Annotated in this window: 13 protein-coding genes; 2 read left to right on the forward strand and 11 right to left on the reverse strand. The window is 73.4% G+C overall.

Annotated features, from left to right (window positions below; translation table 11 throughout):
* Positions 1-302: 302 nt before the first annotated feature.
* The 8 genes from ACFYT9_RS39165 to ACFYT9_RS39200 form a co-directional block, all read right to left on the reverse strand.
* Positions 303-920 carry a hypothetical protein gene (locus ACFYT9_RS39165; protein WP_389171901.1) on the reverse strand — a complete coding sequence of 206 codons (618 nt, stop codon included), beginning with the start codon at positions 918-920 and terminating at the stop codon, positions 303-305.
* 99 nt (positions 921-1,019) lie between these two features.
* On the reverse strand, positions 1,020-2,474 hold the full coding sequence (gene ahcY, locus ACFYT9_RS39170) for an adenosylhomocysteinase (RefSeq protein WP_389171903.1): 1,455 nt from the start codon (positions 2,472-2,474) through the stop codon (positions 1,020-1,022).
* 299 nt (positions 2,475-2,773) lie between these two features.
* Positions 2,774-3,739 (reverse strand): cation diffusion facilitator family transporter, encoded by a 966-nt coding sequence (locus ACFYT9_RS39175; RefSeq protein WP_389171906.1) that lies wholly within the window; start codon positions 3,737-3,739, stop codon positions 2,774-2,776.
* A gap of 72 nt (positions 3,740-3,811) precedes the next feature.
* Positions 3,812-4,963 (reverse strand): mannose-6-phosphate isomerase, class I, encoded by a 1,152-nt coding sequence (manA, locus tag ACFYT9_RS39180; RefSeq protein ID WP_389171909.1) that lies wholly within the window; start codon positions 4,961-4,963, stop codon positions 3,812-3,814.
* 177 nt (positions 4,964-5,140) lie between these two features.
* Positions 5,141-6,289 (reverse strand): SIS domain-containing protein, encoded by a 1,149-nt coding sequence (locus ACFYT9_RS39185; RefSeq protein ID WP_376599325.1) that lies wholly within the window; start codon positions 6,287-6,289, stop codon positions 5,141-5,143.
* 231 nt (positions 6,290-6,520) lie between these two features.
* Positions 6,521-6,703 carry a Trm112 family protein gene (locus ACFYT9_RS39190; RefSeq protein ID WP_360319567.1) on the reverse strand — a complete coding sequence of 61 codons (183 nt, stop codon included), beginning with the start codon at positions 6,701-6,703 and terminating at the stop codon, positions 6,521-6,523.
* A 110-nt stretch (positions 6,704-6,813) separates the two neighbouring features.
* Complete coding sequence (locus ACFYT9_RS39195; RefSeq protein WP_376599314.1) at positions 6,814-8,181, reverse strand: phosphomannomutase/phosphoglucomutase; 1,368 nt, start codon at positions 8,179-8,181, stop codon at positions 6,814-6,816.
* A gap of 126 nt (positions 8,182-8,307) precedes the next feature.
* Positions 8,308-8,685, reverse strand: a complete 378-nt coding sequence (locus ACFYT9_RS39200; RefSeq protein ID WP_376599316.1) for a DUF3499 domain-containing protein — start codon at positions 8,683-8,685, stop codon at positions 8,308-8,310.
* Positions 8,686-9,034: 349 nt separating this feature from the next.
* On the opposite strand from ACFYT9_RS39200, the gene ACFYT9_RS39205 reads away from it, so the two are divergent.
* Positions 9,035-9,499 (forward strand): metallopeptidase family protein, encoded by a 465-nt coding sequence (locus tag ACFYT9_RS39205; protein WP_376599317.1) that lies wholly within the window; start codon positions 9,035-9,037, stop codon positions 9,497-9,499.
* A gap of 125 nt (positions 9,500-9,624) precedes the next feature.
* On the opposite strand, the gene ACFYT9_RS39210 is transcribed toward ACFYT9_RS39205, so the two are convergent.
* The 3 genes from ACFYT9_RS39210 to ACFYT9_RS39220 form a co-directional block, all read right to left on the reverse strand.
* The gene (locus ACFYT9_RS39210; RefSeq protein ID WP_389171914.1) at positions 9,625-11,139 is read right to left on the reverse strand and encodes a DUF5719 family protein; all 1,515 of its coding nucleotides are present in this window, start codon (positions 11,137-11,139) and stop codon (positions 9,625-9,627) included.
* Positions 11,136-14,912 carry a glycosyltransferase gene (locus ACFYT9_RS39215; protein WP_389171917.1) on the reverse strand — a complete coding sequence of 1,259 codons (3,777 nt, stop codon included), beginning with the start codon at positions 14,910-14,912 and terminating at the stop codon, positions 11,136-11,138. Before ACFYT9_RS39215 ends, ACFYT9_RS39210 begins: the two co-directional genes overlap by 4 nt.
* Positions 14,913-15,219: 307 nt before the next feature.
* Positions 15,220-15,483, reverse strand: a complete 264-nt coding sequence (locus ACFYT9_RS39220) for a WhiB family transcriptional regulator (protein ID WP_015033978.1) — start codon at positions 15,481-15,483, stop codon at positions 15,220-15,222.
* A 673-nt stretch (positions 15,484-16,156) separates the two neighbouring features.
* Here ACFYT9_RS39220 and ACFYT9_RS39225 point away from each other — a divergent pair.
* Positions 16,157-16,666, forward strand: a complete 510-nt coding sequence (locus ACFYT9_RS39225; RefSeq protein ID WP_389171920.1) for a cysteine dioxygenase — start codon at positions 16,157-16,159, stop codon at positions 16,664-16,666.
* Positions 16,667-16,671 lie beyond the last annotated feature (5 nt).

Raw genomic sequence — 16,671 nt, forward strand, 5'->3', positions numbered from 1 at the left:
ACTCTATCAGATCTTTCCGATCCGATTTCCTCGGTGCTTTCCGGTCCCGATTTGTTTTTCTCGGGGCCTTCCGGCGCTTTCCGACTTTATCAGAATCATTTTCGGCTACCTAATCGGCGGCTTTTTTGATTCGAATGAGAATCGGGAGTGAGTCAGACTCTAGTTGATTGCTGCCGAGCTGTCCAGCTCTAGGCAACCATCTGAATCTACCTCCCCGCGTCCACCGTGTCAACGGTTTTTTCGGGCACCGGAGGACAGTACCAGCTCCGCGGGGGCCGACGCACATCGGCGCGGTGGGGTGCTCAGGCGGGGAAGACGGAGGGTGGGGTGTCCAGCTCCTCCAGCTCGATCCCGGGGGCGGCGAGGACCACGTCGCCGGCGATGTGGACGGTGTGGCGCTCCCCCGTGTCGAGGGTGCTGACCTGGTACTCGTCCACCGTCAGGACGCCGTCGTCGGTGGGGTGGGGCTCGCTCTTCCGCAGGGACCAGGACTGGTCGACGGTGAGGGGGGCGAGGACCGGGTCCGTGAAGGCGACGAGACGGACGCGGGTCTCGGGGGCGCCGGGGACGAGGCGCAGCAGGCGGGTGAGAGCGATCAGGAACGCCGGGGACGTGCCGGTGAAGGCGTGGGCGCGGACGTTTCCCTCGGTGGCGTGGGTGCCGGTGGGGTCCGTGCGGACCCAGGTGACGCCGTCGAGGGCGGCGCCGCGGACCTGCCAGCTCGACGCGTGGAGTTCCAGGCGGATGGGGCGGCCGAGTTCGTCGACGGCCAGGTCGACGGAGCCGTGGTGGTCGCCGGCGGGGGTGGTGATCTGGGAGACGTAGCGCCAGCCGGAGGGGCCGGGCGCGCAGTGGAAGTGCTCCTCGCCGAGGGGGGCGTGGTCGTGGGGGTCGTGGAGCGAGTAGCGGCCGCGGGGCATGGGTCCTCGGTGGGGTGGGGCGGGAAAGGGGCAGGCCCCCGGCACCGTGGTGCCGGGGGCCTGACTCGGTGAGCCGGTGGCGCGTGGGCGCCGGTGGCGTCAGTAGCGGTAGTGGTCCGGCTTGTACGGGCCCTCGACCTTGACGCCGATGTAGGCGGCCTGCTCCGGGCGGAGGGTCGTCAGCTTGACGCCGAGGGCGTCGAGGTGGAGGCGGGCGACCTTCTCGTCGAGGTGCTTGGGCAGCGTGTAGACCTCGGTGGGGTACTGCTCCGGCTTGGTGAAGAGCTCGATCTGGGCCAGGGTCTGGTCCGCGAAGGAGTTCGACATCACGAACGACGGGTGCCCGGTGGCGTTGCCCAGGTTCAGCAGACGGCCCTCGGACAGGACGATGAGGACCTTGCCGTCCTCGAAGGTCCAGGTGTGGACCTGCGGCTTGACCTCGTCCTTCACGATGCCCGGGATCCTGGCCAGACCGGCCATGTCGATCTCGTTGTCGAAGTGGCCGATGTTGCCCACGATCGCCTGGTGCTTCATGCGGGCCATGTCGGACGCCATCACGATGTCCTTGTTGCCCGTCGTGGTGATGAAGATGTCCGCCGTCTCCACCACGTCGTCCAGGGTCGCCACCTGGTAGCCGTCCATCGCCGCCTGGAGCGCGCAGATCGGGTCGATCTCCGTGACGATCACACGGGCGCCCTGGCCCCGCAGCGACTCGGCGCAGCCCTTGCCGACATCGCCGTAACCGAAGACCACAGCCGTCTTGCCGCCGATCAGGACGTCGGTGGCACGGTTGATGCCGTCGATCAGCGAGTGACGGCAGCCGTACTTGTTGTCGAACTTCGACTTCGTCACGGCGTCGTTCACGTTGATCGCCGGGAAGAGCAGGGTGCCGTTCTGCATCATCTCGTAGAGACGGTGCACGCCGGTGGTGGTCTCCTCGGTGACGCCGCGGATCTCGGACGCCAGCTGGGTCCACTTCTGCGGGGACTCGGTGAGGGTGCGGTTGAGGAGGCGGAGGATGTAGCCGTACTCCTCGCTGTCCGCGGTGGCCGGGTCCGGGGCGGAGCCGGCCTTCTCGAACTCGACGCCCTTGTGGACGAGGAGGGTGGCGTCACCGCCGTCGTCCAGGATCATGTTCGGGCCGCCGGTGGGGGTGTTCGGCCAGGTCAGCGCCTGCTCCGTGCACCACCAGTACTCCTCCAGGGTCTCGCCCTTCCAGGCGAAGACCGGGACGCCCTGCGGGTTCTCCGGGGTGCCGTTCGGGCCGACGGCGATGGCCGCGGCGGCGTGGTCCTGGGTGGAGAAGATGTTGCAGGAGGCCCAGCGGACGTCGGCGCCGAGGGCGACGAGGGTCTCGATGAGGACGGCGGTCTGCACCGTCATGTGGAGGGAGCCGGTGATCCGGGCGCCGGCGAGCGGCTGGGACTCGGCGTACTCGCGGCGGATCGACATCAGGCCGGGCATCTCGTGCTCGGCGAGGGTGATCTCCTTGCGGCCGAAGGCGGCGAGGGAGAGGTCGGCGACCTTGAAGTCCTGCTGTGCGGCAGTCGTCATGGCGGGTGCTGCTCCTCGTGGGATCGCGTTGCGAGGGTCGGTTGTGGCGCCTGACACCGCGGTCGAGGCACCTGCGGGCACACGAATGCCCGGGTGGTTCGCGGTGCAGTCGTCGGAGGCCCTCTCTCCCTCGGCCGGTCCCCTGGGGGGCCGCCCGACCGCCATCAGCAGCGACGTCTGGCTCGTCCCGAATCTACACCGACCGGCGGACCGCCCGCAGGCCGTACGGGCGAGGCCCCCGGGGCGGCGTGGTGCGCTCCGGGGGCCTGGTCAGGGTGTTCGGCGGGTGGTGCCGGGGGTCAGTGGCCGGTTCCGCCCGGGCTCTTGGCCGGGTTCGCACCCGCGGCGGCCGCGGTGTCGTCGTAGATGTCCGGCTCCAGGTAGATGACCCGGGCGATCGGGACGGCGGCGCGGATGCGCTCCTCGGCGGCGTTGATGGCGTTCGCGACCTGGGGGGCGGTCTCGTCGGTGGCGACGGCGATCTTGGCGGCGACGAGGAGTTCCTCCGGGCCGAGGTGGAGGGTGCGCATGTGGATGAGGCGGGTGACGGTCTCGCCGTCGACGATCGCGTCCTCGATCTTCTTCACGTCGTCGAGGCCGGCGGCCTCGCCGAGCAGGAGCGACTTGGTCTCCAGGGCGAGGACGATCGCGATGACGATGAGGAGGACGCCGATGCAGAGGGTGCCGATGCCGTCCCAGACGCCCTCGCCGGTGAGGAGGGCGAGGCCGACGCCGCCGAGGGCGAGGAAGAGGCCGACGAGGGCGCCGAGGTCCTCCAGGAGGACGACGGGGAGTTCGGGGGCCTTGGCGCGGCGGACGAACTGGGTCCAGGTCAGGCCGCCGCGGATGGCGTTCGACTCCTTGATGGCGGTGCGGAAGGAGAAGGTCTCGGCGATGATCGCGAAGACCAGGACGCCGACCGGCCAGTACCAGGCCTCGATGGGGTGCGGGTCGTGGATCTTCTCGTAGCCCTCGTAGATGGCGAACATGCCGCCGACGGAGAAGAGGACGATGGAGACGAGGAAGGCGTAGATGTAGCGCTCGCGGCCGTAGCCGAAGGGGTGCTGGGGGGTGGCTTCGCGCTGGGCCTTCTTGCCGCCGAGCAGGAGGAGGCCCTGGTTGCCGGAGTCGGCGAGGGAGTGGACGCTCTCGGCGAGCATCGAGGACGAGCCACTGAAGATGAACGCCACGAACTTGGCTACGGCGATCGCGAGGTTGGCGGCGAGTGCCGCCACGATCGCCTTGGTTCCGCCTGACGCGCTCATGGGTCTGTCTGTTCCCTTCGTCGATGCTCCGGCCCGGTGACCGTGGCCGTGGTACGGCCGGTCATTGTTGCATCAGGCCACGACGGTGGCGCGGAACACGGTGCCCGCTCCGGTGAGTTCGGCGGGCTCGCCGGCGGGGACGAAGACGGATTCGCCCGGGGACAGAAGGATTTCGCCCGCTTTCGGGTGTCCGGCGGTGGCGAGCAGGATCTGCGGGGTGGGGGCGGTGAGGTCGGTGGGGGCGGCGCCCTCGGCGCGTACGAGGCGGGAGAGCCGGAACTCGTCGATGGGGGTCTCGTAGACCTCCTCGCCCGTCGGGGACGCCTCGGGGCGCAGGACGCCGGGGTCGCCGGGCTCGAAGCGGACGACCCGGAGGAGTTCGGGGACGTCGACGTGCTTGGGGGTGAGGCCGCAGCGGAGCACGTTGTCGCTGTTGGCCATGATCTCGACGCCGAGGCCGGAGACGTAGGCGTGGGGGACGCCGGCGCCCAGGTAGAGGGCCTCGCCGGGCTGGAGCCGGACGTGGTGGAGGAGCATCGCGGCGATGACGCCGGGGTCGCCCGGGAAGTGGTGGGCGAGGACGGCGTACGGGGCGAGGGCGCCGCCGAGGCGTTCGGCGGCGGCGGCGGCCTCGGTGACGGTGTGGGCCATCTCGTCCGGTTCGGCGGTGAGCAGCGCGGTGAGGACCTCGCGGAGTGCGGCGTCCTCGGGGTGGGCGAGGAGGAGGTCCGCGTAGGGCTTGAGGGAGTCGACGCCGAGGGCGGCGAGGGTGTCGGCGGCCTCGGCGGGGGGACGGAATCCGCAGAATCCCTCGAAGGGGGTGAGGGCGCAGATCATCTCGGGCTTGTGGTTGGCGTCCTTGTACGTGCGGTGGGGGGCGTCCAGCGGGATGCCGGCGGCCTCCTCGGCGGCGTGGCCGGCGCGGGCCTGGTCGAGGTCGGGGTGGACCTGGAGGGAGAGCGGGGCGCCGGCGGCGAGGAGCTTGAGGAGGAAGGGCAGGCGGGGGCCGAACTTCTCGGTGGCGGCCCGGCCCAGTTCGCGTACGGGGTCGGCGTCGATGACGTCGTTGAGCGGGCCGCGGGGGGTGATCGAGGGGGCACCGGGGTGGGCGCCCATCCACATCTCGGCCTGCGGCTCGCCCGTGGGGGCGGTGCCGAGCAGCTCCGGGATGGCCGTCGTGGAGCCCCAGGCGTAGGGGCGGACGGTGTTGACGAGGCGTTCCATGGTGGGTTGCAGCTCCTCGGTGCGGTGACGGTGGCGGTGCCAGACGACAGATGACAGGGGGTGGGTGACACGCGGGCGTCCGGGAGCGGGCGGGCGGGTGTCCGGGGTCGTACGCCGGGGGTGTGGCGGCCTCGGCGCTGTCCCTGTGTCGTGCTCCGCTGGTGTCGTGCTCCGCGGTCAGGGGGCCATGTGGCCGGAGGTCGCCAGGGAGAGGTAGACGGCGGCGAAGTCGGTGACCGCGAGGAGTTCGGCGAGGGTCTCCAGGGCGTCGCCCTCCTCGGGTTCGAGTTCGCTGATCGCGGTGTCGTGGCCGAGGGCGAGTTCGCGGGCGGCGGGTGCGGCGCTGAGGCCGCCGCCGGGGCGGTCGCGGAGGAGGACGACGCGGGCGCGGAGGGCCTGGGTCTCCTCGACGCGGTCGCGGAAGAAGTCGTCGGGGTCGGCCGCGGCGGCGTAGGCGCCGGTGAGCAGGACGCCGTGGGCGGGGAGTGCCTCGGGGAGTTCGGCGGCGAGGGCGGGGAGGCCGGCGAGTTCGGCGAGGACGGCGGCGAAGCGGCGGCCGGCGGGGCCGGCGGCGTCGCCCTCGGTCCAGATCAGCGGCAGCGATTCGGCGAGTTCGGCGGCGAGGGTCTTGGCCGGGTTGGAGTAGGTGGCGATGGCCGGGCCGCAGCGTTCGGCGGTGCGGTCGAGGCGGTCGGCGACCCGTTCCAGTGCCTCGGGCGGGGCTTCGAGGAGGCCGACGCGGTCGAGGAGGGCGAGGAGCGGGGTGAAGAGGGCCCAGAGGGCGCCGGGGCTGGCGGCGAGGTTCTCGCCGTACTCGTCGGGTTCCTCGTGGGGGGCCATGGCGAGGGGGACGAAGAGGCCGCGGGAGCCGCTGACGGCCTCGGAGAGCGGGGAGCCCTCGGGGGCGACGGCGACGACGGTGATGCCGCGGCGGTAGGCGAGGTCGGCGAGGAGCGCGAGGCCGGGTTCGGAGCCGTCGGTGGTGGGGAGCAGGAGCAGGTCCACGGAGCCGGCCCAGCCGGGCAGGGCCCAGCGGAGGGCCCCGGCGGCGGGGGCGACGCCGGTGGGTGCGAGGCGTACGACGGGGGCGGAGGCGCCGGCGAGGGCGCCGATCAGGTCGGCGACGCCGGCGGCGACGGTGCCGGGTCCCGCGACGAGGACGGCGCGGGGGCGGCCCTCGGGGTGGAGGTCGGCGATGCCGGCCTCGGTGGCGTGGCGGGCGGCGGTACGGACCCGGGCGCCGGCCTCCGCGGCGCCGCGGAGGAGGCCGCGGCGGTCGGCCAGGGCGAGGGCGTCCGGTGCGTCGAGCAGGGTCTCGTCCAGCATGTGGCGGGCCTCCTGGGCGGGGCGGGGTGCCGTGCGGGGTGCCGGGCGGGGTGCCGGGCGGCGCGGTGGGCCGTGCGGCGCGGGCGCGGTGTGGCGCAGGGCGCTGCGGGTGGGCGTCACGGGCGCGGGCGTCGCCCTGGGGGGTTTGTGCCCACCCGTTCCGCCCTTGCGGAACGCCTGCCCACAAACCGGGCGGTGGAACGTCGGCCCGGAGCGGCCGGCCGCGGCCGGTCAGGCGGGGTGGCGGGCTTCGTCGACCAGGAGGACGGGGATGGCGTCGCGGACGGGGTAGGCGAGGCCGCAGTCGGGGGAGGCGCAGACCAGCTCGGGGGTCTCGTCCGCCGTGCGGTCGTTCAGCGGAGCGTGGCAGGCCGGGCAGGCCAGGATCTCCAGGAGGCCGGCTTCGAGCGGCATGGGGTGTCCCTTCGTACCAAGTGAATGGTGCTGGTCAGCCTACCGCCGGGGGCGGGGAGTCGCGGCTCGGCGAGCGGCGGCTCCCCGCGGTCCGGCGGGGTGCGGCGGGGTCAGGCGGTGGCGCGGACGAGGGCGAGGACCTCGTCGCGGATCCGGGCCATGGTGGCCTCGTCGCGGGCCTCGACGTTGAGGCGGAGCAGCGGCTCGGTGTTGGACGGGCGGAGGTTGAACCACCAGTCGGCGGAGGCGACGGTGAGGCCGTCGAGCTCGTCGAGGGTGATGCCGTCCCGGTCGCCGTAGGCGGCCTTGACGGCGGCGGTGCGGGCGGCCTGGTCGGCGACGGTGGAGTTGATCTCGCCGGAGCCGGTGTAGCGGTCGTAGGAGGCGACGAGCTCGGAGAGGGGGCCCTCCTGGCCGCCGAGGGCGGCGAGGACGTGGAGGGCGGCGAGCATGCCGGTGTCGGCGTTCCAGAAGTCCTTGAAGTAGTAGTGCGCGGAGTGCTCGCCGCCGAAGACGGCGCCGGACTTGGCCATCTCCTCCTTGATGAAGGAGTGGCCGACGCGGGTGCGGACGGGGGTGCCGCCGTTCTCGCGGACGACCTCGGGGACGGACCAGGAGGTGATCAGGTTGTGGATGATCGTTCCGCCGGGGTGCTTGGCGAGTTCGCGGGCGGCGACGAGGGCGGTGATGGCGGAGGGGGAGACGGGCTCGCCCCGCTCGTCGACGACGAAGCAGCGGTCGGCGTCGCCGTCGAAGGCGAGGCCGATGTCGGCGCCCTCGGCGAGGACGCGGGCCTGGAGGTCGACGATGTTCTTCGGGTCGAGGGGGTTGGCCTCGTGGTTGGGGAAGGTGCCGTCGAGCTCGAAGTACATCGGGACGGTGTCGAGCGGGAGGCCGTCGAAGACGGTGGGGACGGTGTGGCCGCCCATGCCGTTGCCGGCGTCGACGACGACCTTGAGCGGGCGGATCGCGGTGAGGTCGACGAGCGCCTTGAGGTGGGCGGCGTAGTCGGTCAGGGTGTCCCGCTCGGTGACGGTGCCGGGGGTGGCGGCGGCCTCGGGGGCGCCCTCCTCCAGCCAGCGCTCGGCGAGGGCGCGGATGTCGGCGAGGCCGGTGTCCTGGCCGACGGGGGCGGCGCCGGCGCGGCACAGCTTGATGCCGTTGTACTGGGCCGGGTTGTGCGAGGCGGTGAACATGGCGCCGGGCAGGCCGAGGCTGCCGGAGGCGAAGTACAGCTGGTCGGTGGAGCAGAGCCCGATGAGGGTGACGTCGGCGCCGAGGCGGGCCGCGCCGCGCGCGAAGGCGTCGGAGAGTCCGGGCGACGAGGGGCGCATGTCGTGGCCGACGACGATGGCGTCGGCGTCGGTCACGCGGACGAAGGCGGCGCCGAAGAGTTCGGCGAGCTTCTCGTCCCACTGGTCCGGGACCACCCCGCGGACGTCGTACGCCTTCACGATCTGCGACAGATCGGCAGTCACGGATCCACCCTCCTGAGTTCTCGGCACGCGTGTGCGGCGCGTGTGCGGAACGCCCAAACTACCCGGGACGGGGGGTGGGACACGCGGCGGTGGCCTGTTGTGGACTCCGCCGGGGTGGGTCCGGGGTCAGTTGTCGGGGGAACGGAGCACCCGGAGGTGTCCGCGGCGGCCGACCTCCATGGGGTCGCCGCTCCGTCCGCCGGGCTTGCCGGCCTCGGCGGCGCGCTCCTGGGGGCGGGCCGCTTCCCGGACCGCGTTGGCCAGGGCTTCGAGGTCGTCGCCGCTGGGGCGGGCGGGGGCGGAACCGTCGGAGAGCCTCACGACCTCCCAGCCGCGCGGGGCGGTGAGGCGCTCGCTGTGCTCGGCGCACAGGTCGTAGCAGTGGGGCTCGGCGTAGGTGGCGAGCGGGCCGAGGACCGCGGTCGAGTCGGCATAGACGTACGTCAGTGTCGCGACGGCAGGGCGGCCGCACGCGGTGCGCGAACAGCGACGTACAGGGCTCACGACGTTGGACGGTACCGCACTCTTGAGCGGGCCGCGACGACTCGCCCCCAGGTCACTCGCCCGTGTCGCGGTGTGACGTCCGACACCCCCGTTCGAGTGGTGCCCGTTCTGACCTGCGGTGGAGGGGGCGCACGGGGGGTGGCGCGGGGGGCGTTCCGGACAGGTTGATGGAGAAATCCGGTCAGGGGCGGCCGGATGGCCGATCGTGAGCGGGTGCCGAATCGTTCCTCGGGGCTGCCGGAATGTTCAGGTTTGGACAGGGGGTGGGGGTGGGGCGGGCCGGGGCGCGCCGTTCGGCGGGCCCGTGCCACGGTGCGGAGTGACCCAGGAGAGTTACGCTGCGTCAGTGATGGACACTCCTGTGCCGCCCGGGCCGCCGGGCCCCCCGCAGAGCTCCGGGGAGCCGCCGGCCGAGCCGCGGGTCCGCCGCCGCGACCGGCACGGCCGCGGGATGCGGGGGCCGGTCGCGCCGCCGCAGGTCCCGCTGTCGGTGAGCCGGGCCGACACCTTCCGCGATCTGGTCCTGGACTCCGTGGAGCGGCTGGAGCGGCGCTGGCCGCAGCTCCAGGACGTGGAGTTCATGATCATGGAGGTGCCTCCGGTGGTGTCCGGCGAGACGGTACCGCTGGGCGGTTCGGTGCCGGCGGAGAAGCGGGAGCCCGCGAAGGTGGTCGTCTACCGGCGGCCGGTCGAGATCCGCTCCAAGTCGCGGGACGAGCGGGCGGTGCTGGTGCACGAGGTCGTGGTGGAGCAGGTGGCCGAGCTGCTCGGTCTCTCCCCCGAGTCCGTCGATCCCCGGTACGGGCAGGACTGAGCCCGTACCGGCGGAGCGTCGACCGGTGGCCGGTGGTGACCGGTGACCGTCTGCCGCCGAGCGTCGGCCGCCCGCCGTCAGGCGTCGGCCGTCAGACGTCAGCCGTCGGCCGTCAGGCGTAGTCGTCAGTCGTCGAGGACCTTGAGGTCCTGGCGGGCGGTGGGGACCTCGACGGTGCCGCGGTCGTCCACCAGGGTCTGGACGGTGAACATCGGGACGCCGTCCTCCGTGACGGTGAGCATCCGTGACGCGTGGACCGGTCCGCCGCCCGCGACCGGTTCGACGGTCAGCGCGTAGGAACCCTTGACGCCCTTGGGGGCGAGGTCGGTGAGGACCGTCGTGGTGCCCGCCTTGAGCGAGACCGTGCGGGTGGCGGGGGTGCCGCCCTGGGTGCCGGCCGAGGCGGTGACCTTGACCTGGGCGGCGCCCTCGGGAGCGGTGAGGGTGAGCGCGGTGCCCTTGGCCCGGTTGTCGGCGACGGTGGCGCGGGCGGTGACGGGGGCGGCGGCGGGGATGAAGGCCATCTCCGTGTCCGAGCCCTTGCCGCGGACCACCTTGAGCGCGGCCACGACCGGGACCTGCTTCTTGGGGTCGGTCGGGGTGAGCAGCAGGGAGGCGGCGGTCCCCCGGGTGAGGTCCGGCAGGTCGACGAAGGCGGTCATACCGGCCTTGACGTGCAGCGATTCGGCGGCGACGGGGACGATCTTGCCGTTCGGGGTGACCAGCTGGATCTTCAGGTCGGCGTCGGAGTCGCCGGGGGCGAAGGCGACGAGGCGGACGCCGGTGGCGTCGGACGGGATGCCGGGGAGCAGGGCGCGGGCCGCCGGGTCGGCGGAGGCGGAGAGCCAGTCGCTGCCCACGCCGTCGGCGGCGGAGCCGAGGGCGGCGCCGACGCGGCCGCTGCGGGTGGTGACGTGGGCCGTCAGGTTCTCCTGGGCGCCTCCGGTGACGAGGGGGCCGAGGAGGACGGGGACGGTGGAGCGCGGCGGGATCTGGACGCCCTCGGGGATGGTGGTCTTCAGCTCGCCCTCGGGGCCGTACAGCTCGATGTCGGCGACGGCGAGGGTGTCGTCCGGGTTGGTGAGGTGGATGTAGTCGGCGCGGCCCTTGGCGGTGGAGGCGGCCGGGAACCAGAGGTCGGTGTCGGGGGCGGAGCAGCCGACACCGAGCAGGCCGCGGGCGGCGCCGGCCGGGACGAGGGTGGTCTGCTGGACGGTCCAGCCGGGGGCGAGGGTGCCGGTGGCGGTGCCGGCGAGGCCGTGGCCGACGGCGCCGTCGGTCTCGACGGAGACGGGCTTGCCGGGAGTGGTGACCGAGGCGGGGGCCTTGCCCTTCTTGCCCGCGGCGTTCGGGTTCTTGGCGATGCCGAGGACGGCGGTGGGCTTGGACGCCTCGCCGGTGGCCGCGGCCGGGGCGACGGTGCCGGGCGGGGTGTACGAGGTGGTGAGGGTCTCGGCGATCTCGGAGACGCTGGGGGCGGGGCAGAGCAGGCTGGTGCGCTCGACGGGGAGGCGGGCCGCCTGGGGTGCGGGGGCGGCGGACGCGGCGGCGGGCTCGCCGGGGGCGGTCATCGCGGCGATGCCGGTGACGGCGGCGAGGGCGGTGGCGACCGCGATCAGGGAGAGGGTGGTGCGCTTCACTGGTTGCTGCTCCCGTCGGGACGCTGCTCGGTCTCGTGGCCCTGGGGGTACCCGTAGCCCTGGTCGTAGCCGGGGTGGCCGGTGTGGGGGTCGTAGCCCTGCGGGTTCTGCGGGTCGTAGCCCTGGGGGCTCTGCTGGGGGTCGTACGCCGGGGGCTGCTCATAGCCCTGGGGCTGGGCGTAGTCCTGCGGGTCGTAGCCCTGCTGGGGGTAGCCCTGGGCGGGGTAGCCGTCCTGGTCGTAGCCCTGGGGCTGGTCGTAGCCCTGCTGGGGGTAGGCGTACGCCTGCTGCTGGTACGGGTCTGCGTACTCCTGGGCGTAGCCCTGCTGGTCGTACGCGGGGGTGTACTGCTGCTGGGCGTAGGCCGGGTCCTGTCCGGCGGTGTCCCACTCGTCCGGTTCGGCGGTCTGCTGGCCGGGGATGGCGGGGGGCGCGTCGGGGTGCTCGGTGTCGGGGGCGTCGGGCCACGCGTCGGGCGCTTCGGCGGAGGCGGCCGCCGCGGCGGTCTCGGCTTCGGCGGCGGCGCGCAGGCGGCGGGCGCGGCGGCCGTCGCCGTCGGTGGCCTGGGCCGGAATGGCGGTCTCCTCCTCGGGGAGGTCGTCGTCGATCTCGCGGCGGCGGCCGGGCAGGGCGAGGACGACGAGGAGGACGGCGAGGCCGAGCTGGGTCCAGATCCAGACGGTGTGCGTGAACGGCTCGTCGTAGGTGAGGTCGAGGCGGCCGCCCTCGGCGGGGAGCTGGAAGCCCTGGGCCCAGCCGTCGAGGGTGGTCGGGGTGAGCTCCTTGCCGTCGAGGGTGGCGGTCCAGCCCTCGTCGGCGCGGTCGGCGACGCGCAGGACGCGGCCGGAGGGGCCGGCCGGGATGTCGGCGTGGGCCTCGACGGCGCCGGCCGGGACGAGGACCGCCTTGGCGGCGGGGGTGTCGTCGGCCTGCTCGGCGCCCGGCTTCGCGGCGGGCGGGACGATCATCACGCGGGCGATCTCGCGGTCGACGCGCCAGAGGGCGGCGCCGTCGAGCTGGCTGAGCCGGGAGATGCCGGGGGTGGTGTCGAGGACGCGGCTCATCTGGCGCGGCGAGCCGTCCTTGACGAGCACGTACCGGATGGCGAAGGCGCTGAGTTCCTGTGTCTGGTCGGCGCCGGAGCCGGCGACGAGCTTGGCGACGACGGAGTCGAGGCGGGGGTCGGGCTCGGCGGTGGCGGTCAGTTCGGCGTCGCCGAGGCGGGCGCCGGAGCCGCGGACCAGGGTGTAGTCGACGGCGCCGGGCGAGCTGCCGGAGAGCACCAGGGTGCGGGGCTGGTCCTCCTGGCGGCTCTCCTCGGCGACGAAGGCGGGGACCTGGACGGGGTCGCGGCGGGTGAGCGGGCCGTCGGCGCCGCCGATCATCCAGCCGACGGCCGCGGCGGCGGGGCCGAGGGCGCAGGCGAGGGCGATGAGGGCGGCGACGGGCTGGCGCCAGCCGAAGCCGTGGGCGGCGACGCGGGTGCGGCCGCCCTCGGCGCCGAGCATGCCGGCGGCGATGAGGGCGGAGCCGAGGACGAGGGTGGCGGGGCCGGCCCAGCCGGTGCCGTCGGCGCCGTTGGTCAGGGCGGCGAGGAGGAGGCCGGCGAGGGCGGCGGTCCAGGCGGCGAGGACGGCGAAGCGGCGCTCCTCGCGGAGGAGGGCGGCGAGGGCGGCGAGGACCAGGCCGAGGAGGAGGACGCCGCCGGTGGTGCCGGGGCCGCCGGGGTTGCTCGCGAGCAGGTCGAGGGCGGAGGCGGTGCCGGTGCGCAGGTCGAGGCCGGCCTCGTGGAGGAAGGCTGCGGGGTCGGTCAGGAGGGAGAGCGACCAGGGGGCGAGCGCGAGGATCGGGGTGCCGACGGCGGCGAGGAAGCGGAGCCCGTACGCGGTGATGTCGTCGCGGCGGACGGCGAGGACGCCGAGGCCGAGGAGGACCGCGAGCGGCCACACGACGGGGGTGAACGCGGTGGCGACGGTGAGCAGCAGCGCGTACGCCCAGGTGGCGCGCCAGCTGCCGCGGTCGGGGCGGTTGAAGCCGTGGGCGGCGACGGCGGCGCGGGCGATCGGCGGGAGCAGGATCGCGAGGATCGCGGTGCCGAGCCGGCCGGTGGCGAGGGCGCCGGTGGCGGCGGGCAGGAAGGCGTACGCGATGGCGCCCCAGGCGAGCAGGAGGCGGGAGCCGACGAGGCCGCGGGCGGCGAGGTAGGCGGTGAAGCCGGCGAGGGGGACCGAGCAGACGAGCAGCACGGTGAGCGCGGTCGAGGTGGAGCCGAGGAAGAGGGCGGAGAGCGCGGCGAGGATGCCGAGGTAGGGCGGGGCGCTCTGGGTGCCGCCGGTGCCGAGGGTGTGCCAGGCGTCGGCGTACTTGCCCCACAGTTCGGAGACGGTGTCGGGGGCGGGCAGCAGGACGCCGCCGGCGAGGGAGCCGCCGGCGAAGAGGTTGCGGCAGGCGACGAGGGAGACGACGAGGAGGAGCGCGAAGAGGACCGGGCCCGGCTTGCGGGCGATCTTCTTCAGGCGGGCGAACTGCTCGATCTCCAGGAAGTCGGCGTCGTCGCCGCCGGGTCCGGACTCGACGGCGCCGTGGCGGGAGCCGCCGGAGTCCGCCTCGTCGGCGCCGAAGTGGGAGGCGAGCTGTTCGGCGGCGGCGCGGACGGTGGCTCCGGGCGGCGGGAAGAGGGGCCGGAGTTCGGCGGACGGGACCTCGGGGTTCTTGCGCCGTTTGCGGGCGGCGAGGATCTTCTCGGGGCGCAGCAGGGTGGCGAGCAGGCCCATGATCTCGTCGACGGCCTGGCCGGGGGCCTTGCCGACGAGGAGGCCGAGGGTGCGCAGGACGGTGCCGAGGACGAGCCGCAGGAAGACGTAGGGGAGGGCGCGTCCCGAGGTGTTGGCCAGCAGCGTGTAGACGGCGGCGGCCTTGTCGACGCGGTGCGGGCTGGCGGCCGTGCGGCCGGCGCAGTCCACGGAGCGGCGCTCGCGGGCGGATGCCTCGGCGTGCCGGAGGACGGCGTCGGGGGCGATGAGGACGCGGTGGCCGGCGGAGTGGGCGCGCCAGCAGAGGTCGACGTCGTCGCGCATGAGGGGCAGGCGGCGGTCGAAGCCGCCGAGCTCCTCGAAGACGTCCCGGCGGATGAGCATGCCGGCGGTGGAGACGGAGAGGACCGGGCGGATCTGGTCGTGCTGGCCCTGGTCCTGCTCGCGCCGGTCGAGGCCGGTCCAGCGGCGGCCGCTGCGGGCGATGGTGACGCCGGCTTCGAGGAGCTGCTTCCTGTCGTACCAGCCGCGCAGCTTGGGGCCGACGACGGCGGCGTAGGCGTCGGAGTCGGCGACGCGCAGCAGTTCGGCGAGGGCGCCGGGCTCGGGGGCGCAGTCGTCGTGGAGCAGCCAGAGCCACTGGACCGGCTCGCCGTGCGGGAGTTCGGGGAGGTCGTACGCCTCGTCGTTCCAGGTGCGGCTGACGGGGTCCCAGCCGCTGGGGCGCTTGAGGTAGGGCAGGTCCTCGGGTCCGAGCACGGGGGCGGTGCGGACGGCCTCGTCGACGGCGGCGCCGAAGCCGGTGCGGCGCGCGAGGTGCAGGACGCGGTCGGCGCCGATGGCGTCGCCGACGAGCTGCGCGGAGTCGTCGGCGCTGCCGGTGTCGGCGGCGACGACGGTCTGCACCGGGCGCTCCTGGGCGAGCAGCCCGGAGAGCGCGTCGGGCAGCCAGCGGGCTCCGTCGTGGGTGACGAGCACGGCGGTGACGACGTGCCTGGGGAACTCGGGAGTTGAGGACATCTGAGGTACGGGCCCTCCGGCCGGGGTCGCCCGCGGTGGGGCGGGGGGAGCGTCTCGGACGGAGGCCCACACTAGTGGTTGCGGGTGCGGGGGCTCGGCTGTGCGGGTCCTGGGGCGGGCGTGCGGGAGGCGGATGCCGCCCCGGGGGCCCGTCCGTGCCCGGCCCGCTACGGCGCCGGTGGCACGGCCGCCCGGCGACGAGGAACGGTCTCCCGGGGACGAGGAACGATCGCCCGGGGACGAGGAACGGTCCGCCTCCTGTGCCGGGCACAGGGACGGACCGTGGGGTGGTTTCCGGACGGGCGGTTCAGACGGCGGCCTTCTTGAGGCGGCGGCGTTCGCGTTCGGAGAGGCCGCCCCAGATGCCGAAGCGCTCGTCGTTCTGGAGGGCGTACTCCAGGCATTCGGAGCGGACTTCGCAGGCGAGGCAGACCTTCTTGGCCTCTCGGGTCGAGCCGCCCTTCTCGGGGAAGAAGGACTCGGGGTCGGTCTGGGCGCACAGCGCGCGCTCCTGCCAGCCGAGTTCCTCGTCCGCGTCCTCGACCAGCAGTTCCTGGAACAACTCGGTCATCTGCGCCCCTCGTCTGTCTGTGCGTCCCGTGATGTCGCCGTGATCGAAACGGCCGAACGACACGAGTGAAATTACAAGTTCGTGCTCTGTGCGAGTCAAGCCGAGATCTGCTATTGGGCCCCGTATTCACTCTGCGGAACCAAGCCTATGCGGAAAGTGTTCAAATCACCAAAAACCTGACACATGCCACCGGCGGATCCCGTGGTGTCGTGCCTCCGCCCAGAAGGACGTACGAGACTTGGATCTTGTTGCGATCCAGCCATGGAAGCGATCCGGATCACAGTCCGATCACGAACGATCCAGCCGCCAGCCATGTTTACGGGCACGACTGCTGCGCCGTATTGCCTGGTCCGGGGCTGAACAAACCTTTCTCCCGGCACAGTAACCGGATGAGGTGAAACATTACCCCCAAATCGGGCATTGAGTTGACAGTCGGGTGCCCCTCCGGCCACCTTTGGTGGCATGCCAGCGACCGCAGCGCCCTCCGCGACCCACGCCCGTGGGTACCGCCGCGCTGTCCAGGCCCGCTGTTGCTGTTGCTGTTCCAGCTGTTGATGCCACCGCGCTCCAGCGTCTTCCCCCAGCGTCACCCCGCGTCACCCGGTTCACCCGTACACCCCCCTGTGCCGTGACCCCCACCGCTCTTCGTTTCTGCTGAGGAACCACCCCGCCCATGAACATGGACAGCGACCTTCAGATCGCCGGCGACCTCATGGAGGTCCCGCACCTGCTCCAGCCCGAGCGCGAGCACCCCGTCACCGTGGCCGAGTTCGCCGGCCTCGCCCGCGAGATCGCCGCCGACCGCTCCCGCTGGGCCCCGCACGTCGAGTACGACGCCACCACCCGCTGGTACCACCGCCTGCGCACGGGACCCGGCTACGAGGTGTGGCTGCTCTCCTGGGTGCCCGGCCAGGGCAGCGGACGCCACGACCACGGCCGCTCCTCCGGCGTCCTCACCGTCCTCCAGGGCGAGTTGACGGAGCGCACCGACCGGGGCGCGCGCACGCTGCGGCCCGGCACACAGCGGATCTTCGCGCCCGGCTACGTCCACGAGGTCGTCAACGACTCGCTGGAGCCGGCCGTCAGCCTCCACGTGTACTTCCCCGGCCTCACCGAGATGCCGATGCACGAGTCGTACCAGGGGCAGTGCGCCCCGGCCGGCCGGGAGGCCCTCTCCGCCTGACACAC

This window comes from Streptomyces sp. NPDC004435 (genome assembly GCF_042873895.1).
In the GTDB taxonomy this organism is placed as follows: domain Bacteria; phylum Actinomycetota; class Actinomycetes; order Streptomycetales; family Streptomycetaceae; genus Streptomyces.